Below are 23,316 nucleotides of genomic sequence, written 5' to 3'. Positions count from 1 at the left end.
GGCTAATCGCATAGCAAAGCGACGTGAGCGGGTCAGGACTTTTCCAAATCCAGCGACTCCTCTTCTTCAGTTTCCTCGGAGGTGTTATTAACTGGGGGGATCATCCCTGAAAGCATACGCACAAGTAATGCTGCACTACCCAATAGCCCCGGTGGGTATTTCCGCATTATCTCCGGGAAAATATCTTTCCCGTCGCGTTCCTCGTCATCCGCTTCACTTAAAGATAAAGCGACAATCATTGCCTGATCACGCGTAGTCAGCAAAGTAGCTATTTTAAAATTCTCATCCGGCGACAACCCCTCTGTAGGTAATGATTTTCTTTCTTCAACCATGAACTCAATATATTTCATTCGGCTGTAAGCAGATAATTCAAACAGGATGATATTTGCGCCTTCAGGATTTAAAGTATCTTTCTTGAGATAGTTCATTAATTAGCTCCGGCGCGGTGCCGTGACACCGCTGTCGAAAATATATTAAGGAGTGGTAGAAGCGTTATCTTCTGCCAAAGATGGTTTGCCTTTATTGGTAATTTGCGCACTACGGGTAATTACTTCATTTCGCGCGATTGTTTTACCCAAGCTATTTACCCAACCGGTAAAAATATCTACTGCTCCGTTTGGATATTTAATCTTGTAGGCTTTTTCATCACCACTCATAAACCAGTCAACAAGGTCCTGCTGACCAGATTCACCTGGTTTCCATGCAAGAGTAACGCTCGATTGCCCGGCTGACTTAACCCCCTGGGCCGTGGAATCCCAGTCAGGCGCATCATCATCAATATAGGAATCATCATACGACTCCGCAGTCAGCTCACCAGGCGTAATCTCCTTAATTTTTGCCGTACGAGTCCAGCCAACGTCACTCAGCGGATCATCGTAGGGATCACCTGTTCCGGTGTAAATCCAAAACGTCGTCCCGGCCCCTTTGGTCGGTGTAGTCGGTGTTGGTGTTGGCATAAGCTCCTCACATAATATAAGTCAGGGAATACTGGAGATCGGCGGAGCCCCATGTAGTGGCTTCATCGTCACGTTGGTAGTCGTAGCCGGCAACGCTGATGGTTTCGACGATACTGGCAAGCTCAGGAACGTCAGCCATCGCCGGATAGATGCGGGTTTCCATCCATTTATCCAGCTCGCTATCGGTCGCGTTTGCTTTGAGGAATACTTCAATGTGAAGGACTGCCTCCCACTCTTCCTCGTCAATGCTGCTACCCGTAGCCTTCGCATCAGTAAGATAAACTGCGACCGCGGGCAACTCTTCTGGAGCCAGGAATGCTGGCCGGCCGTCATACCAGAAAGTTTTACCGGGGTTGATTAACTTCAGTTTGTCCAGAACGGCTTTTCTGATTTGCGGGTGGATCATTTTGTCACCAGCCTTATCTGATTTTTAAGAGCCGCCATAAGCTCTTTTGGCATATCCGATTCCATCAGTTTGGGCAGTTCTTCTCTGAATGCCGTTGTCAGAGGTGTAACCAATGGTACTTTCACAACCTCGACCGGATAACGGGATTTTCCGGTGCGCCGGAGAACGTGCCAGCGCCCGTTGTTAAGTTGCTGTACGAAAGCCCCAGGGAAGCTGAAATTCCCAACTTTCAGAACGCTACCTGAACTACCGTTATCACGCTTACGTCGTGAAAGCTGAACCCGTACTGGCCCCAACTTTATCGCCGGGAGGTTGCCGCGATTTACCCGGATGGTTGCCATTGGCTTTTTAGGACTCGCCCGCTTGAGCCTGGACCGTTGCATAACCAGCTTCCGCTTAACCCTGGTTTCTTTCGCCACACGGGTTGAACTTCGGCTTATTGCCCTTCCAGCCACCCGGTTAATGGATTGGGATGTCGCCCGAGGAATGGCATTTTTACTGATATTGCTCAGGTTCTGCTTGAGCTCTTCCAGGCCTTTAATCGTCACCTATGACCTCCTCAATCCAGATTTGCGGCTTACCATTAAAGAGGAGCCAGCGGGTAACGGTGTAAACCTGACCTTTATAAATAACCTCATCTCCCCGCGCCGGCTGATAGCCGGCGCTAAAGATAACCAGGTTAATCCCATCACCCGCGACTGGCCCTAGCTCAGGGAGCAAGTGACTTTCAACAGCAATATGCTCATCGCCATTAATAGTCGCCGTTCTGCCAAGCCTTTTCGCCGTCAACGCATCCATTCTTTCAGTCATCTTGTCAAAGGCATTAGCCATTGATTTTGACTTCCAGGACGGTAACACCTGCAGCAGCATCCTCCCAGGCAGTCCCGGCCAATACCGCATCGGCGTCATCCAGCTGAACATTTCCACCTTTGAGATATACCTTTTCCCCGGCGGTCACGGCATCAGCGGGCAGCTTAGATAAAAGAAAGACACCTTCAGCGAAACCATCGCCTACACCCCCCGGCTGAATATCGGTAATTGCAACTGCAATGATCGCGCCCAAAGCGACCGGTGTGCCGCTGAGAATCTCTTCTGCACCAGCGTTTTTAAGAGGGATAGTTTTGCCGTCTTGCACATAATTTTTAGCCATAACGTCTCCTGTCAGCCCCGCAGGGCTGATTTCAGGTATAAAAAAAGCCCTTCCGGGCGTCGATTTTCAGAACCGTAATGATTACTGGCCGCTGGATTTAACCAGACCGCGGTAATCAAGCGGTGCCACACCAGCATCGATACGAACTTTTGTAGCGATACCGTCAGTGGTAAACCCTTCCTGCTGATCAATGTAAGGAGTGTCAACACCATTCAGATACGCAACTTCGATGGTGTCCGTCCCTTTTGCCGCCATCAGATACCAGGCTTTTGCGTCAGCTTCGTCAAGACGGGCCTCTGCAATCACATCTGCAAAATTCTGGATCGGGTTAATAATCCCGGCGTTGATATCCGCCCCTTTTACGCTCGCTGATTTAATCGTCTGATTAGCCAGCGTCTCCAGCGCGACCGGCACCAGCATAAATGCCGGGCGGATATTCAGAGAACGTTCACCTTCTTTCTGCAGACGCATCAGTTTACGCGCATCGTCCAGGCTGCTGACGGAAATAGCGCCGGTGGATAGATTCTTGTGGTCTGCGTGGAATAACGCCTTACCATCAGAGAGTTTTGGGTTTTTGGTCAGGATGGCGTAAACCAGGTCGCCGATAGTCGCCTTAGCGGCACGGCCCATTTTCATCGGAACATCAGTGAGCTGGTTCAGATCATCGTTGATGATTGCCTGGCGGGTGATGGAGAAAATTTCCCCGTAGGTGGCGAGCGCGATGGTTTCACCTTTATCGCCGGTTGTCACATACTTATATTCAGCACCTTCGCGAACCTGCCGCAGAGACGAGAATCCGCCCATCCCCACACGATGCGCTGTCTTAAAGTCCGATAGCTGACCTTTCTTTGTCCACTGCTCGAAGGTTTCTGCAGCTTCGTCCCAGCCCTGCAAAATCGCTTTGTTGGCGACGTCAAGCAGGATGTTGCCAAAATCTGAGGTGCTGTGCGTCAGCGCAAGCCCTACCATCTGCATCGGGTTATAGCTTGATACACTAATTCCCCGCTCAGTCAGGGCCATGCGGGCATATTCACGCAAGGTCATGCCGTTGTAGACATTGTCACGTTCCTGATCTTCAAATCCGGCACGCGCCATCAATGCCTGGCGAATACCATCGGCGACAAAATTACCGTTACCTGCATGAATATGCGCTGGCGTGGTTTTCGCCGATGGTGAAGCATCTTTACCCAGCAGCGCCAGCAGCTTGTCTTTAGCCTGATCGACAGTGCAATCCATATCGGCTACACACTGCGCCTGCAGTTCGGAATGTTTGCCGCCAAACATCGCGAAGAGATTGTTAATGCCGTTAACACGTTCTTTCTGCTCCGCAATAACCTGGGCGCGGATGGTGTTTTCGTCAGCGCCGTTCGGCTGAGTGGCAACGTGTTGTGCCTGAGGCTGATTAACAGGCTGCTGTGGATCGCGCTGGTTAGAGTTACGTGGAGGTGTAATCATATTACGAATGTTGTTTGGCATCTTTTCGAAGTCCTCAATACGTTTAGACTGGATACAGGCCATAGCCTGAAGGGATGGTGTGACCTGGTCGGCAAAACCCAACTCGACGCATTCACTGCCGTCCATCCAGGTTTCATCTTCAAGCATCGCCGCGATTTCATCACTGGACTTGCCGGTTTTCGCTGCATAAGCGGGGATCAACACGGACTCAACCTTGTCCAGCAATTCGGCATAGTCACGCATATCGTTAGCATCGCCACCAGCAAAGCCCCAGGGCTTGTGGATCATCATCATGGTGTTTTCCGGCATGATGACCGGATTACCCACCATTGCAATGACGGATGCCATAGAAGCCGCCAGGCCGTCGATATGAACGGTAATTGCAGCTCCGTGGTGTTTAAGGGCATTAAAAATGGCTATGCCATCAAAGACATCGCCACCAGGTGAATTGATATGAAGGTTAATATGAGTTACATCACCCAGGGCCTTCAGATCGTTCACAAACTGGCGAGCTGTTACCCCCCAGTAGCCGATCTCGTCGTAAATGTATATTTCCGCTTCGTTATCAGCGCGGGCCTGCATACGGAACCAGGAATTACTTCTTGCGCTGGCTTTCGGACGTCGGGGCGTCCGATTCTTTGACTTCGGCACTGGTGCCTCCTTTATCGTTAGCAGGATCGGTGTCATACACCAGTCCCAGTTCGCGGTTATCATCGACTTCAGCCTTACGGCGCCGTTTCACATCATCCGGGTTGCGCCCGCTGGCGCGCACCCAGTCTGATTCCGTCGCAGCTCCACCCCGGATTTGCGCCTTCCAGGCATTAGCCTCTTTAACAGGGTCGATCCACGGCATGACCGGACCGGAATAAACTGCAGTGTAAAGCGACGCCATATCCAACCCACGTGGTAGCTGAATTTCGCCAGAAGCTACCGCCATTTTTAGCCAGTTTCGGTACATTGGCCGGGTGATTGCGCCGATGAACCAGTCCTGAAGGATCAGATAACCATCTGTTGATTCAACCAACTCCTGCCGCTGGGCACTGTATGTTCCATCGTAGTTTCTGGCTGTACTGGAGAAGCTGAGACGAGCGCCGGCAGCGACAGCGCGCAATTGTCCATTTCGGAATGTTTCAAGGTTAGGGTTTGGTCTGTCGGACTTGATCATACCGATGTCTTCACCGGGCAGCAGATCATCATAGATAATGCCTGGCTCAATCATTACGTCGCGATTGTCTTTGCTGGTTTCATCCGTAAAACTTTGCCCGTCTCCTTTTTTTATGTACATCCCCAGTGCAGCTGCAATGCGGGCTGCCGTTAACTCCGCATCCTCGTATTCTTTCAGCGCACTGAGGCGCATGAGAACACCAGAAAGGAGAGATGTACCTCGGGTCTGATGAAGACGGCGGGTAAATTTGAGATGAAGCATATTCCCGGCATCAACATCTTTCGTATCCAATTGACGGCCAGTAACAGGCAGACTTTTATAGACCAGGTACTTTTTCGGGCGCCCCCAGTTATCTACATAAACCCCCTGGCATAGTTGCGCAGACTCATCATTGGTCATCGGCACAAAATCGGCCTCAAGCGCTTCAAGCCAGAAAGGTACGCCAGCCACCGGATCAAGTCCCTGCGCTGAGCCACTCACCATCTGAGCGAAAATTTCTCCGTCCCTGAGCCAGCTCCTGAGCATCAACCGCTCAAGCATAGGGCGGGTAAACTGCCCCGTGACCTCAGGGCTGACCGACCATTCAGCCCACTTAGTTCTGATTTGTTCAGCCAGTTTCTTCGCTATATTTCCGTTCTTCAGTACCGGGTGGGGCTCAACAATAATTCCTTTTGCACCTACCACCCGTTCTTCAAGCTTATCGAACACGCCGATAACGAGATCGTGATTATTGTCCAGCCATCGCGCTTGCTCACGGAGGGATACAGCCCCCATCTGGCTTAGCTGGTTAGCGGAACGGTTTTCCCTGCGCGCCTTGTGTGTTCGGGTGGGCTTAACAGCTTCATATGCCTGAATCATCGCTCTGGAACGTAAACGCGCGGCTTTCCATCCAGGGGAAAAGACGCCAATCGCATCATCTAAAATGCTCATGGAAACCTCGCGAGTTTATAACCGGGTCGCCCGTGACGCTGAGCCAGCAGGGAAGCAAGACGGCGCTCCCATTCTTGCCGCCCTTTGCGGATTTCGGACAGGTTCTCCAGCGTCATCTGCTGCCCGTTGAACGTTATAGACTTCCCCTCCAGCACCGCTATTTCCGCATCGGTATAACGCTGGATAATGGATTCAATATCGGTTTGTTTCACACCCAGCCTCCTGATGATGTGGTCCAGGGATTGTTTTCAACGTCGGGCTTATTTGCCTTCCGTTTTTTCCTGCTATGGGTCGTTTTTGGTGGTAACGTGGATGACACTTCGCCAGTTTCCGACGTGCTTTCTTCGATCCACGTTGTCCGCTTCGCCCATTCAGGCGCATCCGGCCATTTGATCTTTTCGTACCCGTGCAATATAACCAGCGCATCGGCATAAACGAGCAGGTCGAAAGCTTCGTTCGGACCTCGGCCCGGTTTGCTCCATTTTCCATCAGGTGAACGCTCCTCATAGGTCAGCTCATCGTAGAACCAGCTGCCGAGCCATTTCGGGAAATGCACATAGTTCGGGCCAGGTGATTCACGCCACAGGGCGTTATTAACCTGGTCTTTCAGTGCATCGGTCTGAAGAAGGTAAAGCGGCACATCGCCAGCGGCTTTTGCCCGGCGGGTTGATCTATCAGTGTTATCAGGAAATGTGCGGGTAATCAGTTTTGAGCGTCGTACACTGTCGCCCTTAAAGAGGAAAACCTTTTTACCCAGTCCATCCCGTCGACATTTACGCCAGAACTTATAGGCGTTATCGGTGACACCATCCTCGCCGCCTGAATCGACAGCCATCGCCATGAGCCGCATGCGTTTTGAAGGGTCACTTGATAAGGCCCAGGACTTTTCGAACACGTCGGACAGAAGTAAATCCCAGTCTTCCGGGTAACTGGCCGGATCAATGGGGTAACATTCACCGTGCTCGTTTGCCCGTAATGACTGGCGGATGTTGTAGCGATCGACCAGCCATCTCTCCCCCTGCATGCCATACCCAGTAACCTGAACCACAAACCGCCGGGACTTCCCGCCCTGCACGTCGACTGTCGCTATGAGAAATTCAACGCCGTCGGGTACTGAACGTTTTGGCACGTCTTCGGCTCGCTGCTCCAGCAGTTCACTTTTACGCTGTTCCATGCTGGCACGGGGCAAATAGGGCCGACCAAAGTCGGTATTGACCACCGTTTTTAGCGTTTCTTCGCTCTGTGTGGACTCATATTCCTGCTCGGCAGTCAGGAATTTGTATATCATCTGTGCCCACGTCTGGTATGCCGCGGCTGGCCCTTCCATCCAGAACGACGCGATACGTGAACGACGCGGCTCACCATATTTATTTCCATCACGATCTATTTTTTCCCCGTCGCGCAGCCAGACATGGCGGATATTCAGTTCACGTTTCATATCCGGCGTGATCTTGCCTTTGCAGGCCGGACACTGAAGATAAGCAGACTCACTTGCCACAACGGGATCAGGGGAGTCACGGTATCCCGTCATATTGGCGACTTCGGGCTGAAAATATTCTCCGCAATGCGGGCAAGGCCAGTAAAGGCGGCGGCGGTCACCACGATTAAACAACGATAATATGCCGGTAGTTGGCGGCGCTTCATGCGCGGTGGTTGGTCGCCATTTTGTGTCACGAATATCACGGCCAGGCGAACTCTCAACCAGGGTCATGCCGCTGGACATAAAGGTAGTGGTACGTTTCGAACCCAGGGAAAATGCATCACCCTCCCCGTCGATATCTTCAGGAAAGCGATCATAGTCAGTCAGCGCCACACTTTTATAGTCTGACGACGACATGATGTTGACCGACGGCCAACCCAGTTTGAGATAGTTTCCAGCCCGGAAGGTACGGTCGTGAACGTTATTATCATTACGACGCGGGCTGAGTCGCGATTTTACTTCCTGACTACAACGGAATGTTCGGTCGAGGCGTTTCTTGGAATGTTCACGTGCTTTCTCTTCGGATACCTGAATAACCAGCATGTCAGCCGGATCACAAACGATGTTATAGACAATCCAGCCATCAATGAGGCCGATCGTTTTCCCGGTTCGGGCAGGCCCGACAAATACTACGGCATCGTATTCCCTGGAGGCCAGACAGTTCATCGGTTCGATAATGTAAGGGGCCAGATTGGGGTCCCAGGGAACGGAGTTACCCGCCCCCATCGGCACACGCATATATGCACTGACCGCGTCGGCCACTTGCATACGACGCGGGGCTCGTAAAATGCCGGAGACATCGCGGCGAATCCCCTTGGCTGATGCCCGTTTTGCCATCAGTCCTCCTCTGGCTCATCCTCCTCTGGTTCGGCGTCCATTACTTTTTGGGCGACCTGATCGCGCAGGTCATCAATCACGCTTTGCACGCGTGACACCGCAACCGGCGTAAGTGCGCAGTCGCGTTCAAGAATGTCCGGGAGTGTTTCAAGCACCATGACAACGGCTTTCGCCATCAGTGAAAATTCTCTAGCAACATCTTCGGCAGGAATAAGTTGCTTTGTATCAACCTCAAATTTCAGTCGCTCGTTCTCAGCCTTCCAGTGCGCGAGCCTGTCTGAGGGGTCCATCTCTTCGACGCTTGCCGTTGAGACCGTCGGAATCATCAGCTCACTCAAAATATCAGTGACGAGATAGAGCTTGAGCTTGCTATTACTGCCCGTTGCCGGAGCAACGTTTTTCAGCCTGGCGGCAACCGTCTGGCGGTGCACGCCAGTGATACCAGCGAGCTGGTTGATGTTGAGTTTTAAAGCAGCGATTTCCTGGTCCATGATGGTGAGCACTTTTTGTACGATTCGACATCATTGAAAATCCAACATCTGGAAAATCAATAACCTGTGCGCATGATGATGATGACTATGAAATATGAAAACTAGCCGTTTTCCGCGAGCACGCCGCCCCGTGGCAGGTCACCCCTCCGGGAGGACCCATTAATGATAATAATTCTCATTATTAATGCGAAGAATTTCGCCAAAAAAACAGCCATTTAGACGTCTAACTTTAAGATATAAAAAAGCCTCGCAGAAGCGAGGCTATGCATGGTTCAGAATTATTTATTGAGTTGCGCTGGTAGTATAAGAGTCCATCAGCCCTTCTTTATTAATTTTGATAACCAGAGCCTTACCTTTTGCAGCACCAAACGCTGTAGCGTGTGCGTATGTCCACGTATATATTTTATTTCCATCGGAATCAGTGGTTATATATGCAGGCTTACCAAAAGTAGCTAAAACGGTCTGTTCTGATGTGACCCCTTTCTGTAGAGAAGATACACTCTGATCAGGAAAATCTTTACCCACAGTGGCGCATCCAGCCAGTAAAACCAAACCCAATGCAATAATCAGCTTCTTCATTTTCACTTTCCCTTTTGAGTGGAGAGCTCAATCCTAACCTGGCTGAATCGGATTAAGAAACAATTACAATTGGTTTATCCTGTAGAAGGTATACAGCCTAAATTATCCCTTAGTGGGGCTAAGGTTAGGACAGTTCACCAACACTGATTTGTTATGCGCCAGAATGTCGCGCTTGGTCTGCTTGTCCAGAACATCGATATCGTGGTCGGTCAGGTAGATGATCCGCACCCAGTTGCACGCGGTATCAACCACCACCGGGGCGGGTAAATCTTTCGCGCAGCTCGCGATCAACATCGTCATCGCCCATACGCTTAACGTCTTCCTGTACATCGCTGGCCCCTTTCGTGACTTCAGCACGGCGTTCTGCCGCGGCGACAGTAGCAGCGGCGTTTTCTTCGGTGCGCTGCTGCTCGGCCTTTGATTCAGCCTTACTGGTCCCGCGAGCGTGGCCGATACCGAACGCGGCAGCGATAGCACCAATAATGACCACCACTGCCCCGGCGATTATTTCAAAGCTCATTGTGGCAAACCCTTCAGCCTGTCGGCCTTATCTTTCAATGCCGGCTGGCGTACGTATTGCGATAGCACCGCCAGCACTACCAACGCGGGACTAATCATCGCCACTATGTTGGGCGGCAGGATGCCCTTGATATCTGGCGGCAGAATCGCCCAGGCATGCAGGGCTGCATCCGGGAAAGACTGCGCCCAAACGCCAATCAGCGCGCCGATGGTGCCCAGCCTCACAGACCACGTTTTCAACAACAGGCGGGCATGGTCAACGAACTCCAGCCGGGTATATTTGCGCAGTAGCAAAAGGACCAGCACCGCCACCAACGCCAGCAGAGCGAAAATAATCATCTTCATAGGCTCACCCGCTCTTTGACCCAGCCATAAAGGAAGTCCTCGTTAGCAGCCCGGCCTTCGGAAAGTTCAAGATATCGGGCGCCCTGGCTGCAATTCAGCCCTTTCAACAGCGTGGTTTCACCATCTTTGCCGCGAACGGCCAGATAGCTTTTCAGCGCTGCAATAGTGATGTTGCCAATCGCGCCGTCCGGCTTCAGGTCTGGATACAGCTTGCCCTGCATGTTCAAAGCCGTTAACCAGCGCTGCAGGAATGTACTGACGACGCGAGGCCCCATGTTTACGCCGGTATCACACAATTCCTGTGCGATGGCTGGCGACAGTTCGGCTATGCGGTGGAAATTCGGTTCCGTCCAGTATTGCGACAGGTAAATGGCTTTGGCCGTTTCACGTGGCAATAACTTCATATCCCCGGTATATTCGTAAGCGCGGGCTGTATTCTGTGTAATGCCCCATCGGGTGGGCCCGCCTTTATCTGATGGATTATTTACATAACCGCCCTCTTTTCCGAGGACACCTTCGATAATCTGATCTGCTGTTGCCATGTTTACACCTTGTTTTTTCCCTGCCAGTGTCAGCGCGTAGATAACCCGGCGCTGATAACAGCCGCCTTCTGAAATTGTGTTTGATTCATTAGTGCCTCAGTGTATCGACCAGACGCGCCACGTTACCCCGTGCCCACAGCACGGCGGCGCATATCATCACGTTTGCCAGCACCACCAGCCAGTGGGACTGAACGTAAAGACCGAAGATAAATTGAAAAGGAATGCTCGCGTAAATCAACACCAGCAAGTAAGCAAGAATGGAGATACCTGGCCGATGCCTGGCACCGCGACGTTGATAAAACATCAATACGCAGACAATAACGGCGCATATCACCGCATTGGCCAGCGCAGCCGGATCATTTATTACCACTCGAACCTCCTCCCCTTAATCGGGAAAGTAATCCGAACAGGCTACTCAGGTCCTGGCTGTTAATGAAAGTCAGGACCTTGATTGTGATAGCCGATGCCACCACCGCTCCAAGCGCGTCTAGCGGTCGGTCTGTATAGCCTGTCCAGGTAGTAAATTTTGAGCCTAAAAGTCCAGCGGCTAGGACACCGACAATAAACGACGTCATGAAGTAAGCTATTTGCCTACCCCGAGTCAGGTTTGCGGTCGTTGCCACATAAAACACCGCTCCGCCGAAAGCACCAAATACCACACCAAAATCGGTATGAGTGATAACGCCATACACGACGGAACCAATTAACCCGCCTCCAAATATCAGACCGGTACCAGTTAAAGGATCAGACATTAAGTCCCCTCTTATTGCTGTAGGTCCTCTCAGAACGAGGGGAATTAAGTTCAGGCTTTCGGGCTCTTATGTAAAAGTGATGATAAGTAGTGAATCCCGAAGCCTGAATTGGGTGGACACCACAGCGGTTGGGAAGGTGGTGACCGTTTATGTTTTATTAATCTTTTCTATCTCGCTGACCGTCTGCATAAATCGTTCAGTTTCGAGTTCAACACCAATGGCCCGACGGCCAGCTTTGAGCGCTTCTTTAATCGTTGAACCGGAACCCATGAAGAAGTCGGCAATGAGATCCCCTGGCCTACTACTGGCGGCAATGATCTGCTGGAGCATATCGGCAGGTTTTTCGCATGGGTGTTTGCCTGGATAGAATTGCACCGGCTTATGCGTCCAGACATCCGTATAGGGTACGAGAGATGAAACGGTAAATTGACGCCGGAGTGATTTGTAATCCTCCAACAATTCCGAATATTTCCGGTTCAATAAATGCAAGGTTGCCACCAGTTCATGGTGGTGACGGGCAAGTTCGTTTTTCCTCTGTTTTTCCACTGCGACCATGGAAAATAATGCCTGCAGTTTTAAATAGTCGGTTTCGTTCGGCAGTTGCCACTGGCTCATGCCGAACCAGTGGGAAACCATATTCCTTTTCCCTGTAGCTTCGGCTATTTGCTTTGACGTAATGCCCAGAACATCGCGCGCATTGCGAAAATAGGAAATTAAAGGGGTCATCACGTGCTGCTTAAGTTCACATCCTTTTCCCGTGTAACCATCATCTTTTGGCTGGTATGGCCCCTGATAGTGTTCAGCAAATAAAATACGCTCTGTTGCAGGGAAATAGGCCCGTAGACTCTCTTTATTGCAGCCATTCCAACGCCCGGAAGGTTTCGCCCAAATAATGTGATTCAGAACGTTGAACCGTTTACGCATCATGATTTCGATATCTGAAGCGAGACGATGCCCGGAGAACAGATAGAGGCTACCGTTCGGCTTTAGGACTCGCCAGAAATGCGCCAGACACATATCAAGCCAGCGTAAATAATCCTCGTCCCCTTTCCACTGGTTGTCCCAGCCGTTTGGCTTCACCTTAAAGTAAGGCGGATCCGTAACAATCAGATCAATGGAATTATCAGGTAGTGTTGGGAGGTATTGCAGGCAATCAGCATTGATTAATTCAATACTGGATATTTTTACAGTATTTTTCATAGATCGATAAGCGCAACTCTGTTAGGCTCACTATGCTTTTGCGCTAAAGCAGTGGGCCCTGGTTCGCTTGTGACCTTCTACATGAGCGAATGGCTGGTGAGTGCTCTAACACCCACCAGCCGCCCATTTTCACAGCAGAAAGCCCCCATTACTGAGGGCGCTTGTAACATCCAAACTCATATTCTGATAAACCCGCCATCAGAAGTTGCGTCAGTATCAACTGGCAGCATTCGCGCGACAGGTGCGTATTCTGTGCAATCTCCCCAACCGTGGCTGGTTCATTGCTTAAAGTGTTAAAAACAGCACGGGCCTTTTCCGTCATATCCTGCTGATTTAGCATGTCTTTCCCCTTTTATTTCGGTATGACACACTGATAACTCTGGTTACCCAGGACAGCAAGAAGTAATTACGACAGACATAAAAAAACCCCGCCGAGGCAGGGTTTGATTTGCTGTACTGCTGCTCAGTTCGCTTTAACGTCCCGAGCCTATCACAATTTAAGCAGTTTCCGGCTCACTTTGCAAGTGAAATCTGTCGCCATTTGTGCCGAACGCGTCACACATTGGAGCGTATAGCATCGATTCTGCAAGACTTAACCATGCATCGACACGCCGACGACAAGTCATAAAACACCATTCAGGATGTTTATCCTGCAACTCCTCAGCGATGCGACGTTTGCTCTTGCGCAAGCGGTAGCGCTCTACCAGAACGTCATACAGCGCTTTATGCCCTGGGGATACGATGACAGCACCCAGCACGCCGTCAATTTTTAAACCTTCGTCATCAGTGCAAAACGCAAGGCCGCTTTTATTTTTACCGCTGAGGATCTCCCGGAAGTAAGCCTCTAACTCAGGCTTAGTAATCCCTGTTTTTTTCATCCGGCGCAGGGCCTTATTGATAGCCGTTTTAGTTATCTTTCCGGATGCCAGTAATTGATTAAACATATTGCCGCCACTACCACCGCCGATATATGACCAGCGGCCCCACATGCGCAGCTTTCCCTGTATCCAGATGCTTTCAAGAGTACGAAGGCGAACCATTTCGCCAGATTTGCCAACTTCAGAGGGATTAATCATCTTGCGTCTCCACTTACGCCAGTACGCCGATTGCCAGCGAACGATCTAAGAAGCGAAATATCAGCTCCAGTTGTGAGCCGTATTTCTGTTCAAATGCCACGGTGTCAGCGTGCAACTCGTCGTGGTGCGCTCTGCAAAGCGGCAACACAAACAAGTCGTGCGCTTTAGTTCCCATCCCACCTTGTCCGTGGCCTATCAGGTGGTGGGGGTCGTCTGCCTGCTTGTTACAGCAGACACACAGCTGGGACTTAACCCAGCGCGTCCATTGCTCGTTTACCCAGCGGCGACGCTTTGGCCGCAGCATGAATGATTCAGGCGTTTCCGTATCAACCCGTAAAGCCAGAATCTTTTTCTGTATTACCTCACTAGCCGCGGGCCCCGGAGTAATATCACTCTCCTTCATCACCGACTGATGCGGAACGGCTGGTAAGCGAAGAGCTTTATGGGCTAAACCTTCCGGTATTACATGAGCCAGGTCGTTAATGACCAGCCACCAGCACAGCTCGGGTATTGTCAGTAAATGGTCTTCATTGAATCCCAGTTGTGCGCGTATTACTGATATCAGCCAGGATACCAGGTTTCGGCGTGCAATACCTGCCAGTTCCTGAGTAAACTGATCCCTCACCAGGTTGTCGCAGCTCCAGCACAAGCGAATGCTACCAGGCTCGTGTCGCAGCTCGGTAAAATTCTCGCTATGCCAGGTGCCGTGCGGATACTGGCATTCGAAAGAACGGGATAACTCAGCTTCAAGCGCCCCTAGTCCACCAGCGCGAATAATGACCTGCTGATTTTCAAATACCGGCAGCAGTAGCGGATCGTCGGCCAGGGACTGATGAGCGGGCGGAATGGCCCCGGTAGCATAGTGCGCGCAGTTCTCAGGTTCTGATTCAATCAATACTCTTCCGCGCCTGAAGAGCGGCAGAAGGTCAGCACCAGGGCGAAACAAGACAACCCCAAGGCGGGGCGCAATTTCAGGAGTCAATAATGCTCTCACGCGGCATTACCCCCGGCTTTGTATTCTGTCCACAGTCCACCGATCCAGCGGACCCCTTTAGCAGTAAATCGAGCCTGGCTGAATGCATGGTTAGATGTTGCCGACGTGCCTGTTTTTACTTCGAACCTGCCAGCGTCAATATGCTGGGCCATTGGAGTTAACACACCTCCTAACCGGTACATTATTTCACGCTCAATCAGAAACAGGCGGAGCTCAGGCTCTTTTGCGCTCAGCAATTTTGCTACCTGGCGAAATGACATGGACCCATTAGCCGTACAGTAGCGATCTACAAAGTCCACCTTGGGCGCCGCCACAGCCAGTTCATGCGAGAGACGCTGTTTTTCCTCTTCGAGCTCGGCTGCAAGCCTAAGAGCCGCAGAGAATGTTTGCGGGATCGCCGGGGAGATCCCCGCCTCCAGTTCCTGCCAGCGGTCAACCAGACGAGCAGTAAACTCGGGGGATAACTGCGCAACAACCACATAGCTATCCCGCTTTCCTACCAGGTAGACCGACACCGACTGGTTTAGGTGGTTTTTAACATCCGCCATCGGCGGAAGTTGAATAATCCCGCGCTCCGCCAGGCGTTCAATCGACCGCTTCACATCATCATGTCGCGACTCAACCAGATCGGCGATATCTCGGCTGGACATCGTGACAACATTTTTCGGTGTTAACTGGTTCATACGCTCTCCACTTGTCAGGCAGCTGCAACTGCCGGGGCAACAAATCGCTTAATCGTAATCTCAACCTTCCCTTTCTTCGTCAACGGCCCCCACTCAACCAGCATGCGTTTTACCTGGCTGTCGTCCTCCCAGACGCCGGTTTGTGTAAGCGCATCGAACAGCGCTTTGTTGTAGTTGTCGATATCACGGCGGCGCTGATCCGGCGGGAACAGAACAATATGGACCTCTGCCAAATCGCTTGATGGTCGCGGTACGGCTCGTAGCTGCTCGATGATTGCTGCTCTGGCTGCTTTCTGAAACTTGCGTCCAGTCTCACTAACCATATGCCGTCCCTTCAGCGGTCCTTTGCTGGGAGCGCGCCAGTAACTGTTTACGCTTGGTGGAAATGGTAATGTCAGTTTCATGAAGTCCCCTTAAAGGATTGCCACGACATCCCGAGCGACTTCCCGCGTGGTGCCACTGCAGGAGATCGAACGACGCGCTTTGATAAATCCCAGGTTAAAACCATGCTCCCGGTACAGGTCGATGACCTTCGGGGCTGATGAGTTTGAAATGACTACCCGCGCGCCACGTTTATGGGCCGCTACACAACGATTTGCCAGTAACACCTGGTCATCCCAGTTAAAACCCCCAGCGGCATACGCGGTAAATCCTGCAGTTCCTGGCATCGGCTCATAAGGCGGATCGCAGTAGACCACGTCCCCCGCTCCGGCCAGGTCAATGGTCCGGCGGAGTCCCGAGGTCATGAATACGCAGTTATGCGCCATATCAGCGAACGCCTTCAGCTCTTCGAACGGGAAGTACGGTGCCTTGTATTTTCCCCAACCAACGTTGAACTGATGCGCCAGGTTGTATCGCATCAGACCGTTGAAGCAGTGGCGGTTCAGGTACAGGAAAGCAGCAGCGCGTTCAGTAGTATTGAGGGTCTGAGCATTGAACTCTTTCTTAATCAGTTCATATCCGTCCGGGTGCCCCATGTGTTCGAACATCCAGCGTGCATGGTTTTCAACCGCGTCAGGAACCAGTGCCAGCATCTGATACAGGTTGATCAGGTCCGGGTTAACGTCAGCCAGCAGGAAATCCGCATGCTTGTCGCTGTTCAGGAAGACGGAACCACCGCCCACAAAAGGCTCGATCAGTCGCTTTCCCTCCGGGATAAGCCGGAACAGGTCAGCCAGTTGGGTGTATTTTCCACCAGCCCATTTCAGGAAGGGTTTGCTCATGAGCGGAACCCCGCTGGTACCGTGTAATTCACCTCCGCATAACTCGATTTAAACGCCTGATCATTGCTAACCCATTTCCCGTTAGCCCAGGCAGGACGGCCAGCAGTATCCCACTTTTTCGCCTTATCGAAATACTCAACGCAGTTCTCAGGGGCAAACAGCGTCTTCGGGCGCAGGTAATCGCTCATCTTCGGATCTTTGGCCCATTTTTCGGTCAGGTAATCAACCACCAGCATCAGGTCTTCAGGACTGTAATCCTCCGAAAGTCGCCCACGGATGTAACCCAGCGTCGTTTTGGTCTTTCCGCCCTTCCCGTAGTTCGAGTTAGTCATCTGGTTGAAATGATCCAGAACGATAAACGCCGGATCAGGCTCGTCTGGTTGCGGTGCAACCGGACAAGAAGGGGTTTTATTCTCTGTAGTACTCTCTGTTGTATTCTCTGTAGGATCATCAGGTCGTTTTGACCCGATGAGAGCGGTTCGTTTTGACCTGGTGGAGCGTTTCACATTGACCTCTTCCATCGTGTCATTTTGACCTGATGGAACAGCGCATTTTGACCCCTTCGATTTAGTCACTTTGACTTCATCTAAAAGCTCACTCTCATAGTTGATCGTGTAGTAGTTGGTCATGTCGCGCTGGGACTTGTTCAGTTGCTCGATTTTGAGCACGCCCAGGCTCTTCAGGCGGGTGAATGTGCGCTTCAGCGTGGACTCTGACCAAAACGGGAACTGCTCCAGCCACTGCTCTGTGGTGTTATAGATCCACCGCACACCGTCACGCTCCAGCCCGGAGGTTGTCTCCTTCAGCCAGTAATTCACCTGCTGTAACGCAATGGCTTCATTCAGGCCAATGCTGTACGCAAGGTCAGGATTGATGACTATCGGCCTTGATGGCATTAACAGGCTCATAAGACCCCTCTATTTCCCTGAATTTTCTTCTGAACTGCTCGATGGGACTGAAGCACTCATGCTCGTACCCTTCGCGCAGGTATATAACGCGTTGTGTCTGGGGCTCCCAGCGAATGACCCGGACCGGGACACCGTAGTGATCTCTGAACCATCGGTTAAGTTCTCGCATACGCTCCCCACCTGGCCGTTAAAGTCCCCTACCACCCACTGAGCAAACTGGTAGCAGACAGGCTCAAACCCGCCTGGTACTCTTACCCCATACACGAACTGCACCGGACCTGCTCCACCAGGAACCGGACGCGCTATAAGTTGCGACCTGCGGTACTGTGTTGTTAAACTGTTCATGCGTTAGTAATCTCCACTGATAACGACACGCCACGACGCCAGGGGCTGCAACCCGCTGGCGTCACTTCTTTTTGCGTGCAAACAACGCGATAATTGCCGCGATTTCTTCTTCACGTGCTGCCAGATGGCGGCGGTGATGCACCATGATTTCTTCAGCTTCATGTCTTTCGATAACCCCGTCTTCAAGCGCCTGTTCGATAATCTGATCCACCTGCCCTCTGGCTGCTGAGGTACGCATTGCGCGACTAAACAAGTCCACGCGATCCAGTTCTTCCAGGTGCGGCACATCCACCAGCAGAGCGCCGCGACGGCGGGCGAAGTAGTCAGCCAGTAGCGACGTGTTGGAAATGTCTTCCATCGCTTCCAGCTCAGATACTTCGAAGAAACGACAGCCGTTCTTCTCGTAGAGGTTGTTATTGAATTGGGTGATAGACATCCCCAGCGCGCCAGCCATTGCTTCGCGACCACCCTGGTAGGCTTTGCACATCGCCTTTACGACTTCTTTCAGATTTGTCATTTAAATCAGAGCCCCTTTTGTCCTGGTGCCTTTCTTTTTGCCGTACTTGAGAATCGTTCTGGCCTGGTCCAGGCAGTCATCAAAGATGTTCCTGCGTTTGGTTGTCGGCTTCGATGAGCGCCGGTAGTACGAAATAGCCTCTACCCCCCCCCTGCTCAGCCTGTTCTGCTGAATAACCATCAGTCAGCAGCGCCTTAACAACATTGTTTTTAATGAATTGTTCCGGGTTCATACCTACCCCTTTGAAATTCGGTTTGTAGTTACGGTTAAGAGGCGTGGTCTGTAGACTTTAGGTAGAGATTTGCGTCGTACTTGAGCTTGCCATTTGTGATTCTTTCAATAACAAATGCCTGTTTTTGAGGGATCACATTTCCCCATTGACACACCGCGCTATGGGTAACCCCTAATGCAATGGCGGTTTTAGAAATGCCGCCGTAGTATTCGACGACCTGAGTTTTTAACATGTACCACCTCCTTAAAAGTTAGCATTCTTACATCGTATATGGACAGCATGCTTACGTCAATTAAATGTAAGATTGCTAACGTGCAATCCGAGGAGAACATATGGATACCGTTGGCAGCAGACTGAGATTTAGACGTAAGCAAAAGAAACTTACGCAGCGAGATATAGCTGAGTGGGCTGGCGTCAGCGCGTCTGCAGTCACCCAATGGGAGAGCGATGTAACCAAGTTATCTGGTGAAAATCTGATACTGGTATGTAAATGCCTTCAATGCTCGCCGGAATGGTTGGTTTTCGGTAATGGAGATATTGAAAATGGTATTAATATCAATCTCATCTCAACCAGAGAGGTGCCAGTTATCTCCTGGGTTCAGGCTGGGAATTGGACTGAAGTGATTGGAAATCCAGGGAATGAGCTCGTTAAAACGACTCGAAAACTTTCAGAATCGGCATTCGCTCTTAGAGTAAAAGGCCATTCAATGACGTCGAATCATGAACTTAGCATTCCAGATGGGTCGATAGTAATCGTTGAGCCAGAATACGGTTTTGTTGATGAGGCAAATGGGAAAATAGTGGTGGCGCAAACAGTCGCAGGAGGTGAGGCGACCCTGAAAAAGCTAGCAATCGACCCACCATTTTCCTACCTGATCCCATTGAATCCTTCGTTTAAGCCTATTGAGGTTAGCCAAGATACAAACCTTATCGGTATTGTTAAGCAAATCATCATAGACCTCTAACATTCCCCTCCAAATCGAGGCCCGCAGCCAGCGGGTTTTTTTGTGCCAATCAATAAAAAGTAAGATTACTTACTAATACAACTTGACTCAAAATGTAAGATGTCTAATATTATTCATCAGTAGCGAACAGGCAGGACGCCCACGAAGTAGCCGCCCGGGGCATACGAAGACCGGGATGATTCGCAGATATGAAAAAAGCGCCCCGTAGGACGCTTAGCTCTTTAACAATCTGGATGACTATTGGTCAGATTTGAACTTGGGTTCTGGTAAAAGTGGAGGTGTTGAATCCTCAAATCGCAACCAGTGCTCCCAGATATCATGCACTTGTAATTCATACAGACCAATTTTGCGTGTTGTAACTTCCGAACCAACGATCGTGCCGCCGGCATAATCAACTTTCACTGACGCCGAAGCTCTCTCGATTAAATCAGTCCATGCTTTATTTTCAGCCTCAAAAGCAGTGGTCAGTTCCTGTAGATGCTGAGGGTCATCTTTATTGTCTTGTTTTAAACGATTTTGGGCTGTTACCAGGTACTTGTCCTTAACCCATTCAACCTGAGTCAATTGAGCCCCTAAGCATGCATCCATATCGATAGTTGTCTGTTGAGGCATACCAAAGCAGGCAATTGAAAAGGTTTCAACGCCATCACTTAGACTGCTGCTTGGTTGGTCTGAAGCATCAGAAGCGTTTGACGCCATCGGAAGTATCAATGCCAAAGATAAAAGCATATTCCTTAAAGAAAGTAGTTCCACTTTATTTCAACCAATTAGACCAGAGTCATCCAGATTACCCGAATCCTTGTTGTTGGGGAATAACCAGGATCCACCTCGCCTGATGTGGGTAAAAGCAGGCACACAACATGAAAGCGCATTCCATCTTCCATCGGTCGTGGGGACTGGTTTGTTACTGAAAGAGTGCGCTTCCAGTTGTGGTAATTGCGGCTATGCGCACGCGGCGAGTCCAGCCAGGTTGATGAATGGGTTTCCTGGAAGTGTAACGTCGCCGGTTATGGCTTACCCCGGCAGGTGGAGGCACCACCGCCACAACCTTGTTAACTGTGCTGTGTGTAGTCTTGGCGGTACCAGGTGGTTTCTGGTGGCAGTTCTGGTACCGCCCTTTTTACACAAGACACGAGAGCACCACCTAGTGACGGGCCCATAACCCAATCCACTCGGGCGGATTTGCAGCCGCAGGTGCTCTCCTGTGTTGTGTGGAGATTATTAACCTGAAGCCATTGCAGTGGCGGACCGAGGATTCATTATGACCTTTTTTAAAAATGCTCTGATTTACCGGTTGTCGCGGGACGTGAGTATCGTTGATGAAAACACCATCGCCGAACTGGCCGAAAAATTAGAACCGTTCCGTTTCTCCCCTTGCGGCAGCCAGGACATGGCTAAATCTGGCTGGGTGCCGCCGCTTGGCATCCATTCTGATCAGCTTTTCCATTTCGTGAGCGGCCAACTATTACTGATCATTCGCCGGGAAGAGAAAATAATTCCGCGCGAGACAATCGCTGATGAGCTGAATAAAAAAATTACTAAGCTGGAGTCAGAGCAGTCCCGCAAGCTCAAAAAAACAGAGAAGGATTCTTTGCGTGACGAGGTTTTACATGGCCTTCTTCCTCGCGCTTTCTCGCGTAATACCATTATCCAGATATGGGTTAACACCGTTGATAATCTGATTGTCGTTGATTCGTCTAGCGCTCGCCGGGCAGAAAACGCATTAGCCCTATTACGTAAAACTCTCGGTTCGCTTCCCGTTGTTCCACTTACAGTCGAAACCCCGGCTGAATTGTCCATGACCGAATGGGTCCGCAGCGGGAATGCTCCATCTGGCTTCTTACTGGGTGATGAAGCAGAGCTCAAGGCTATTCTTGATGCCGGTGGTATCGGACGCTTCAAAAAACAGGATCTTGTCAGTGATGAAATCCATGTTCATCTGGAGGCCGGAAAGGTGGTTACTAAGCTACACCTCGACTGGCAGGAACGAATCCGTCTGACACTGTCAGATGATGTCTCTATCAAGCGGATTAAATGTACAGACGAACTCACTTCGCAGAATGATGATATCGACCGTGAAGATGTGGCCCAGCGATTTGACGCTGATTTTATCCTTATGACAGGTGAAATGAGCACCCTGATATCTGATTTGACCAAAGCCCTCGGCGGCGAAGCTAAGCGATAAATTACCCAGGCATCTAACCCACTCCAGTGGGTTGGGTTGCTGCACCCTAAAGCGCGTTGCAGCGCGTCAGTTGGAGAAAAACATAATGGCAAAAACAGCACAGCAGTTAATTAAAGATGCCTTTGAGGCAGCTAAAACAACGCCTCCTGCTACTTCACAACTTCTTAAAGACCTCGCATCCATGATCGATGTTTCGACTGTTGCACTCAGACAGACCCGTCAGGAACGTGATGCTCTTAAAGATGACGTTATCTCCTGGGCTAAAAAGTGCGATCGCATTGTTGAGCGGCAAACCAAAACCCGCAGCAATATGCATGTAATCGAAGCCATGCGCGATTTAAAAAATATCTCTTCCTCATCCACCAGCGATGCGGAGGCTTTCTGATGGCTAATTCCTTCAAGCAGATGATTAAAAGCGGTCAGATCAAACGATCTGATAGTGGGATGTTTATCAGCATTGACGATATCCACGTTAAACCAGGCTTTAACAAGCGTGAAGACGATGAGCGCACTCGCCTGGCTGATGACGACTTTTTTCACTTCCTGATGAATGGCGGAGTGGTCCCTCCCATCGAAGTTTCTATTCGTGATGAAGGTGGTGTTTGGATTGTTGAAGGCCATCGCCGCCAACGTTGCTATATGCGGTGCCGTGAAGCCGGTAAGCCAGTTGACCGTCTGCACATAGTACCGTTCGTCGGTAATGACGTTGACCGACTTGCTCGCGTTATGACCTCGAATAACCAGCTGTCTCTTTCGCACGTCGAGCAAGCCGCCGTTGTTAAAGAGTTGTCGTCAGTCTTTAACCTGACCACCAGCGAGATCGCAAGGCTGGTTCATAAATCCGTTCCTACCGTCGAAAAACTGCTGACGCTATCGACTGCTAACCATGACGTCCAGTTAAGCGTTACGTCAGGTGAGGTTTCCGTTGATGTCGCTGTTGACCGTGTGAAAGAGCATGGCGATAACGCCGGTAAAGTTCTGGAAAAGGACAAAGCCACCGCTGCTGCAGCTGGCAAGAAAAAAGTCACCAGATCTCTCATTGCCCCGGAAATCAGCGTCAAGAAAGCCCGCCGTCTGGTTGAGCTGATCACTCTCGCCGGTGTTGACCCTAACGGCACCATTTCGCTGGAAGGGTTTGCCCTGGCTGAAGTGCTGCAAATCGTAGAAGAACAAAAAACCATTGCGGCTAACCGGGGGTGATTATGGATTTTGATTCTGAGAACTACAGCAAATACACCCTGCGCCGGTTTGCTGTGTTTGCCGATTTGATCTGCCTGGTGGTGGTCATCGTTATCACTGTCGGTATCTGTCTGATTATTGAGTGGTGGGTAGCATGAAAAACGAAGACGAATTAACAGCAGCACTGGCAACTATCGAGAAA

The 23,316-nt window shown here is 50.8% G+C and carries 35 protein-coding genes and 1 pseudogene; 5 read left to right on the top strand and 31 right to left on the bottom strand.

The genetic code is table 11. The features are described from left to right. Nucleotides 1–32 precede the first annotated feature (32 nt). From AC007G_RS27605 to AC007G_RS27460, 30 genes and pseudogenes are all read right to left on the bottom strand, one after another. The gene (locus AC007G_RS27605) at nucleotides 33–428 is read right to left on the bottom strand and encodes a phage minor tail protein domain-containing protein (RefSeq protein ID WP_087638364.1); all 396 of its coding nucleotides are present in this window, start codon (nucleotides 426–428) and stop codon (nucleotides 33–35) included. Nucleotides 429–485: 57 nt separating this feature from the next. Then, a pseudogene (locus AC007G_RS27600) lies at nucleotides 486–956 on the bottom strand (phage tail tube protein); the annotation flags it as partial. 7 nt (nucleotides 957–963) lie between these two features. Then, on the bottom strand, nucleotides 964–1,362 hold the full coding sequence (gene gpU / locus AC007G_RS27595) for a phage tail terminator protein (protein WP_087638366.1): 399 nt from the start codon (nucleotides 1,360–1,362) through the stop codon (nucleotides 964–966). After that, complete coding sequence (locus AC007G_RS27590; protein ID WP_032743290.1) at nucleotides 1,359–1,910, bottom strand: phage tail protein; 552 nt, start codon at nucleotides 1,908–1,910, stop codon at nucleotides 1,359–1,361. The genes gpU and AC007G_RS27590 overlap by 4 nt, the downstream gene beginning before the upstream one ends. Then, complete coding sequence (locus tag AC007G_RS27585; RefSeq protein WP_064173903.1) at nucleotides 1,900–2,193, bottom strand: ATP-binding protein; 294 nt, start codon at nucleotides 2,191–2,193, stop codon at nucleotides 1,900–1,902. The genes AC007G_RS27590 and AC007G_RS27585 overlap by 11 nt, the downstream gene beginning before the upstream one ends. After that, nucleotides 2,186–2,512 carry a DUF2190 family protein gene (locus AC007G_RS27580; protein ID WP_326007570.1) on the bottom strand — a complete coding sequence of 109 codons (327 nt, stop codon included), beginning with the start codon at nucleotides 2,510–2,512 and terminating at the stop codon, nucleotides 2,186–2,188. The genes AC007G_RS27585 and AC007G_RS27580 overlap by 8 nt, the downstream gene beginning before the upstream one ends. Before the next feature lie 81 nt (nucleotides 2,513–2,593). Beyond that, a complete protein-coding gene (locus AC007G_RS27575) occupies nucleotides 2,594–4,654 on the bottom strand; it encodes a ClpP-like prohead protease/major capsid protein fusion protein (protein ID WP_479466744.1) in 2,061 nt (686 codons plus the stop codon). Next, nucleotides 4,563–6,062 carry a phage portal protein gene (locus AC007G_RS27570; RefSeq protein ID WP_064181802.1) on the bottom strand — a complete coding sequence of 500 codons (1,500 nt, stop codon included), beginning with the start codon at nucleotides 6,060–6,062 and terminating at the stop codon, nucleotides 4,563–4,565. Before AC007G_RS27570 ends, AC007G_RS27575 begins: the two co-directional genes overlap by 92 nt. Continuing rightward, nucleotides 6,059–6,274, bottom strand: coding sequence for a hypothetical protein (locus tag AC007G_RS27565; protein ID WP_004849302.1), 216 nt, complete (start codon nucleotides 6,272–6,274; stop codon nucleotides 6,059–6,061). The genes AC007G_RS27570 and AC007G_RS27565 overlap by 4 nt, the downstream gene beginning before the upstream one ends. Continuing rightward, nucleotides 6,271–8,379: a phage terminase large subunit family protein gene (locus tag AC007G_RS27560; RefSeq protein WP_004849300.1), complete on the bottom strand. Its 2,109-nt coding sequence runs from the start codon at nucleotides 8,377–8,379 to the stop codon at nucleotides 6,271–6,273. Before AC007G_RS27560 ends, AC007G_RS27565 begins: the two co-directional genes overlap by 4 nt. Then, nucleotides 8,379–8,870: a DUF1441 family protein gene (locus AC007G_RS27555; protein WP_004849299.1), complete on the bottom strand. Its 492-nt coding sequence runs from the start codon at nucleotides 8,868–8,870 to the stop codon at nucleotides 8,379–8,381. The genes AC007G_RS27560 and AC007G_RS27555 overlap by 1 nt, the downstream gene beginning before the upstream one ends. 282 nt (nucleotides 8,871–9,152) lie before the next feature. After that, the gene (locus tag AC007G_RS27550) at nucleotides 9,153–9,449 is read right to left on the bottom strand and encodes a hypothetical protein (protein ID WP_326007571.1); all 297 of its coding nucleotides are present in this window, start codon (nucleotides 9,447–9,449) and stop codon (nucleotides 9,153–9,155) included. Between the two features lie 102 nt (nucleotides 9,450–9,551). Next, on the bottom strand, nucleotides 9,552–9,743 hold the full coding sequence (locus tag AC007G_RS27545) for a hypothetical protein (protein ID WP_316934700.1): 192 nt from the start codon (nucleotides 9,741–9,743) through the stop codon (nucleotides 9,552–9,554). Next, nucleotides 9,694–9,969 (bottom strand): hypothetical protein, encoded by a 276-nt coding sequence (locus AC007G_RS27540; RefSeq protein WP_064181799.1) that lies wholly within the window; start codon nucleotides 9,967–9,969, stop codon nucleotides 9,694–9,696. Before AC007G_RS27540 ends, AC007G_RS27545 begins: the two co-directional genes overlap by 50 nt. Continuing rightward, entirely contained in the window at nucleotides 9,966–10,313 is a 348-nt protein-coding gene (locus AC007G_RS27535; protein ID WP_117252442.1) for a DUF7940 domain-containing protein, read from the bottom strand. The genes AC007G_RS27540 and AC007G_RS27535 overlap by 4 nt, the downstream gene beginning before the upstream one ends. Continuing rightward, nucleotides 10,310–10,855, bottom strand: a complete 546-nt coding sequence (locus AC007G_RS27530; RefSeq protein ID WP_004864256.1) for a glycoside hydrolase family 108 protein — start codon at nucleotides 10,853–10,855, stop codon at nucleotides 10,310–10,312. The genes AC007G_RS27535 and AC007G_RS27530 overlap by 4 nt, the downstream gene beginning before the upstream one ends. Before the next feature lie 88 nt (nucleotides 10,856–10,943). Then, nucleotides 10,944–11,225 (bottom strand): phage holin family protein, encoded by a 282-nt coding sequence (locus AC007G_RS27525; RefSeq protein WP_135728971.1) that lies wholly within the window; start codon nucleotides 11,223–11,225, stop codon nucleotides 10,944–10,946. Further along, the gene (locus AC007G_RS27520) at nucleotides 11,212–11,607 is read right to left on the bottom strand and encodes a phage holin family protein (RefSeq protein ID WP_023282495.1); all 396 of its coding nucleotides are present in this window, start codon (nucleotides 11,605–11,607) and stop codon (nucleotides 11,212–11,214) included. The genes AC007G_RS27525 and AC007G_RS27520 overlap by 14 nt, the downstream gene beginning before the upstream one ends. Nucleotides 11,608–11,754: 147 nt before the next feature. Further along, nucleotides 11,755–12,807, bottom strand: coding sequence for a DNA-methyltransferase (locus AC007G_RS27515; RefSeq protein WP_096904783.1), 1,053 nt, complete (start codon nucleotides 12,805–12,807; stop codon nucleotides 11,755–11,757). Between the two features lie 148 nt (nucleotides 12,808–12,955). Beyond that, nucleotides 12,956–13,147, bottom strand: coding sequence for a DprA-like winged helix domain-containing protein (locus AC007G_RS27510; protein ID WP_096904782.1), 192 nt, complete (start codon nucleotides 13,145–13,147; stop codon nucleotides 12,956–12,958). Nucleotides 13,148–13,304: 157 nt separating this feature from the next. Continuing rightward, nucleotides 13,305–13,883 (bottom strand): DUF1133 family protein, encoded by a 579-nt coding sequence (locus AC007G_RS27505; RefSeq protein ID WP_479466743.1) that lies wholly within the window; start codon nucleotides 13,881–13,883, stop codon nucleotides 13,305–13,307. Nucleotides 13,884–13,896: 13 nt separating this feature from the next. Continuing rightward, nucleotides 13,897–14,877 (bottom strand): DUF968 domain-containing protein, encoded by a 981-nt coding sequence (locus tag AC007G_RS27500; RefSeq protein ID WP_326007574.1) that lies wholly within the window; start codon nucleotides 14,875–14,877, stop codon nucleotides 13,897–13,899. Continuing rightward, nucleotides 14,874–15,560, bottom strand: a complete 687-nt coding sequence (locus tag AC007G_RS27495) for a phage antirepressor KilAC domain-containing protein (protein ID WP_065806522.1) — start codon at nucleotides 15,558–15,560, stop codon at nucleotides 14,874–14,876. The genes AC007G_RS27500 and AC007G_RS27495 overlap by 4 nt, the downstream gene beginning before the upstream one ends. A gap of 14 nt (nucleotides 15,561–15,574) precedes the next feature. Beyond that, on the bottom strand, nucleotides 15,575–15,964 hold the full coding sequence (locus AC007G_RS27490; RefSeq protein ID WP_064159787.1) for a RusA family crossover junction endodeoxyribonuclease: 390 nt from the start codon (nucleotides 15,962–15,964) through the stop codon (nucleotides 15,575–15,577). A 9-nt stretch (nucleotides 15,965–15,973) separates the two neighbouring features. Next, nucleotides 15,974–16,783 (bottom strand): DNA adenine methylase, encoded by an 810-nt coding sequence (locus AC007G_RS27485; protein ID WP_326007576.1) that lies wholly within the window; start codon nucleotides 16,781–16,783, stop codon nucleotides 15,974–15,976. Continuing rightward, nucleotides 16,780–17,691: a conserved phage C-terminal domain-containing protein gene (locus AC007G_RS27480; protein WP_065806520.1), complete on the bottom strand. Its 912-nt coding sequence runs from the start codon at nucleotides 17,689–17,691 to the stop codon at nucleotides 16,780–16,782. Before AC007G_RS27480 ends, AC007G_RS27485 begins: the two co-directional genes overlap by 4 nt. Then, on the bottom strand, nucleotides 17,648–17,860 hold the full coding sequence (locus AC007G_RS27475) for a DUF4222 domain-containing protein (protein WP_071988525.1): 213 nt from the start codon (nucleotides 17,858–17,860) through the stop codon (nucleotides 17,648–17,650). The genes AC007G_RS27480 and AC007G_RS27475 overlap by 44 nt, the downstream gene beginning before the upstream one ends. 237 nt (nucleotides 17,861–18,097) lie before the next feature. Beyond that, on the bottom strand, nucleotides 18,098–18,553 hold the full coding sequence (locus AC007G_RS27470) for a YmfL family putative regulatory protein (protein WP_096904777.1): 456 nt from the start codon (nucleotides 18,551–18,553) through the stop codon (nucleotides 18,098–18,100). 79 nt (nucleotides 18,554–18,632) lie between these two features. Further along, nucleotides 18,633–18,785: a hypothetical protein gene (locus tag AC007G_RS27465; RefSeq protein ID WP_155269522.1), complete on the bottom strand. Its 153-nt coding sequence runs from the start codon at nucleotides 18,783–18,785 to the stop codon at nucleotides 18,633–18,635. Nucleotides 18,786–18,819: 34 nt separating this feature from the next. Continuing rightward, on the bottom strand, nucleotides 18,820–19,017 hold the full coding sequence (locus tag AC007G_RS27460) for a Cro/CI family transcriptional regulator (RefSeq protein ID WP_032717828.1): 198 nt from the start codon (nucleotides 19,015–19,017) through the stop codon (nucleotides 18,820–18,822). 100 nt (nucleotides 19,018–19,117) lie between these two features. Here AC007G_RS27460 and AC007G_RS27455 point away from each other — a divergent pair, with 100 nt between their 5' ends. Continuing rightward, a complete protein-coding gene (locus tag AC007G_RS27455; protein ID WP_032717829.1) occupies nucleotides 19,118–19,750 on the top strand; it encodes a LexA family protein in 633 nt (210 codons plus the stop codon). Nucleotides 19,751–19,987: 237 nt separating this feature from the next. Here AC007G_RS27455 and AC007G_RS27450 read toward each other — a convergent pair whose 3' ends face one another. Further along, nucleotides 19,988–20,503 (bottom strand): hypothetical protein, encoded by a 516-nt coding sequence (locus tag AC007G_RS27450; RefSeq protein ID WP_025714629.1) that lies wholly within the window; start codon nucleotides 20,501–20,503, stop codon nucleotides 19,988–19,990. A gap of 508 nt (nucleotides 20,504–21,011) precedes the next feature. On the opposite strand from AC007G_RS27450, the gene rdgC reads away from it, so the two are divergent. The 4 genes from rdgC (at nucleotide 21,012) to AC007G_RS27430 (ending at nucleotide 23,272) form a co-directional block, all read left to right on the top strand. Further along, complete coding sequence (gene rdgC, locus AC007G_RS27445; RefSeq protein ID WP_479466742.1) at nucleotides 21,012–21,935, top strand: recombination-associated protein RdgC; 924 nt, start codon at nucleotides 21,012–21,014, stop codon at nucleotides 21,933–21,935. An 85-nt stretch (nucleotides 21,936–22,020) separates the two neighbouring features. Then, nucleotides 22,021–22,320, top strand: coding sequence for a hypothetical protein (locus AC007G_RS27440; RefSeq protein WP_479466741.1), 300 nt, complete (start codon nucleotides 22,021–22,023; stop codon nucleotides 22,318–22,320). Continuing rightward, entirely contained in the window at nucleotides 22,320–23,135 is an 816-nt protein-coding gene (locus AC007G_RS27435; protein ID WP_479466740.1) for a ParB/RepB/Spo0J family partition protein, read from the top strand. The genes AC007G_RS27440 and AC007G_RS27435 overlap by 1 nt, the downstream gene beginning before the upstream one ends. Nucleotides 23,136–23,137: 2 nt before the next feature. Next, nucleotides 23,138–23,272 (top strand): hypothetical protein, encoded by a 135-nt coding sequence (locus AC007G_RS27430; RefSeq protein ID WP_479466739.1) that lies wholly within the window; start codon nucleotides 23,138–23,140, stop codon nucleotides 23,270–23,272. Nucleotides 23,273–23,316 lie beyond the last annotated feature (44 nt).

The organism is Klebsiella sp. CSG-1 (genome assembly GCF_056521145.1).
This window is presented reverse-complemented; position numbering and strand designations above follow the sequence as displayed.

Coding starts and splice junctions, on each gene's coding strand:
- AC007G_RS27555 (WP_004849299.1), bottom strand. CDS start 8,870: ATGGACCAGGAAATCGCTGCTTTAAAACTCAACATCAACCAGCTCGCT.
- AC007G_RS27560 (WP_004849300.1), bottom strand. CDS start 8,379: ATGGCAAAACGGGCATCAGCCAAGGGGATTCGCCGCGATGTCTCCGGC.
- AC007G_RS27435 (WP_479466740.1), top strand. CDS start 22,320: ATGGCTAATTCCTTCAAGCAGATGATTAAAAGCGGTCAGATCAAACGA.
- AC007G_RS27430 (WP_479466739.1), top strand. CDS start 23,138: ATGGATTTTGATTCTGAGAACTACAGCAAATACACCCTGCGCCGGTTT.
- AC007G_RS27475 (WP_071988525.1), bottom strand. CDS start 17,860: ATGCGAGAACTTAACCGATGGTTCAGAGATCACTACGGTGTCCCGGTC.
- AC007G_RS27515 (WP_096904783.1), bottom strand. CDS start 12,807: ATGAAAAATACTGTAAAAATATCCAGTATTGAATTAATCAATGCTGAT.
- AC007G_RS27510 (WP_096904782.1), bottom strand. CDS start 13,147: ATGCTAAATCAGCAGGATATGACGGAAAAGGCCCGTGCTGTTTTTAAC.
- AC007G_RS27540 (WP_064181799.1), bottom strand. CDS start 9,969: ATGAGCTTTGAAATAATCGCCGGGGCAGTGGTGGTCATTATTGGTGCT.
- AC007G_RS27530 (WP_004864256.1), bottom strand. CDS start 10,855: ATGGCAACAGCAGATCAGATTATCGAAGGTGTCCTCGGAAAAGAGGGC.
- AC007G_RS27535 (WP_117252442.1), bottom strand. CDS start 10,313: ATGAAGATGATTATTTTCGCTCTGCTGGCGTTGGTGGCGGTGCTGGTC.
- AC007G_RS27485 (WP_326007576.1), bottom strand. CDS start 16,783: ATGAGCAAACCCTTCCTGAAATGGGCTGGTGGAAAATACACCCAACTG.
- AC007G_RS27605 (WP_087638364.1), bottom strand. CDS start 428: ATGAACTATCTCAAGAAAGATACTTTAAATCCTGAAGGCGCAAATATC.
- AC007G_RS27520 (WP_023282495.1), bottom strand. CDS start 11,607: ATGTCTGATCCTTTAACTGGTACCGGTCTGATATTTGGAGGCGGGTTA.
- AC007G_RS27585 (WP_064173903.1), bottom strand. CDS start 2,193: ATGGCTAATGCCTTTGACAAGATGACTGAAAGAATGGATGCGTTGACG.
- AC007G_RS27470 (WP_096904777.1), bottom strand. CDS start 18,553: ATGACAAATCTGAAAGAAGTCGTAAAGGCGATGTGCAAAGCCTACCAG.
- AC007G_RS27460 (WP_032717828.1), bottom strand. CDS start 19,017: ATGTTAAAAACTCAGGTCGTCGAATACTACGGCGGCATTTCTAAAACC.
- AC007G_RS27550 (WP_326007571.1), bottom strand. CDS start 9,449: ATGAAGAAGCTGATTATTGCATTGGGTTTGGTTTTACTGGCTGGATGC.
- AC007G_RS27495 (WP_065806522.1), bottom strand. CDS start 15,560: ATGAACCAGTTAACACCGAAAAATGTTGTCACGATGTCCAGCCGAGAT.
- AC007G_RS27545 (WP_316934700.1), bottom strand. CDS start 9,743: ATGTTGATCGCGAGCTGCGCGAAAGATTTACCCGCCCCGGTGGTGGTT.
- AC007G_RS27440 (WP_479466741.1), top strand. CDS start 22,021: ATGGCAAAAACAGCACAGCAGTTAATTAAAGATGCCTTTGAGGCAGCT.
- AC007G_RS27570 (WP_064181802.1), bottom strand. CDS start 6,062: ATGAGCATTTTAGATGATGCGATTGGCGTCTTTTCCCCTGGATGGAAA.
- AC007G_RS27505 (WP_479466743.1), bottom strand. CDS start 13,883: ATGATTAATCCCTCTGAAGTTGGCAAATCTGGCGAAATGGTTCGCCTT.
- rdgC (WP_479466742.1), top strand. CDS start 21,012: ATGACCTTTTTTAAAAATGCTCTGATTTACCGGTTGTCGCGGGACGTG.
- AC007G_RS27480 (WP_065806520.1), bottom strand. CDS start 17,691: ATGAGCCTGTTAATGCCATCAAGGCCGATAGTCATCAATCCTGACCTT.
- AC007G_RS27575 (WP_479466744.1), bottom strand. CDS start 4,654: ATGACACCGATCCTGCTAACGATAAAGGAGGCACCAGTGCCGAAGTCA.
- AC007G_RS27455 (WP_032717829.1), top strand. CDS start 19,118: ATGGATACCGTTGGCAGCAGACTGAGATTTAGACGTAAGCAAAAGAAA.
- AC007G_RS27465 (WP_155269522.1), bottom strand. CDS start 18,785: ATGAACCCGGAACAATTCATTAAAAACAATGTTGTTAAGGCGCTGCTG.
- AC007G_RS27490 (WP_064159787.1), bottom strand. CDS start 15,964: ATGAAACTGACATTACCATTTCCACCAAGCGTAAACAGTTACTGGCGC.
- gpU (WP_087638366.1), bottom strand. CDS start 1,362: ATGATCCACCCGCAAATCAGAAAAGCCGTTCTGGACAAACTGAAGTTA.
- AC007G_RS27580 (WP_326007570.1), bottom strand. CDS start 2,512: ATGGCTAAAAATTATGTGCAAGACGGCAAAACTATCCCTCTTAAAAAC.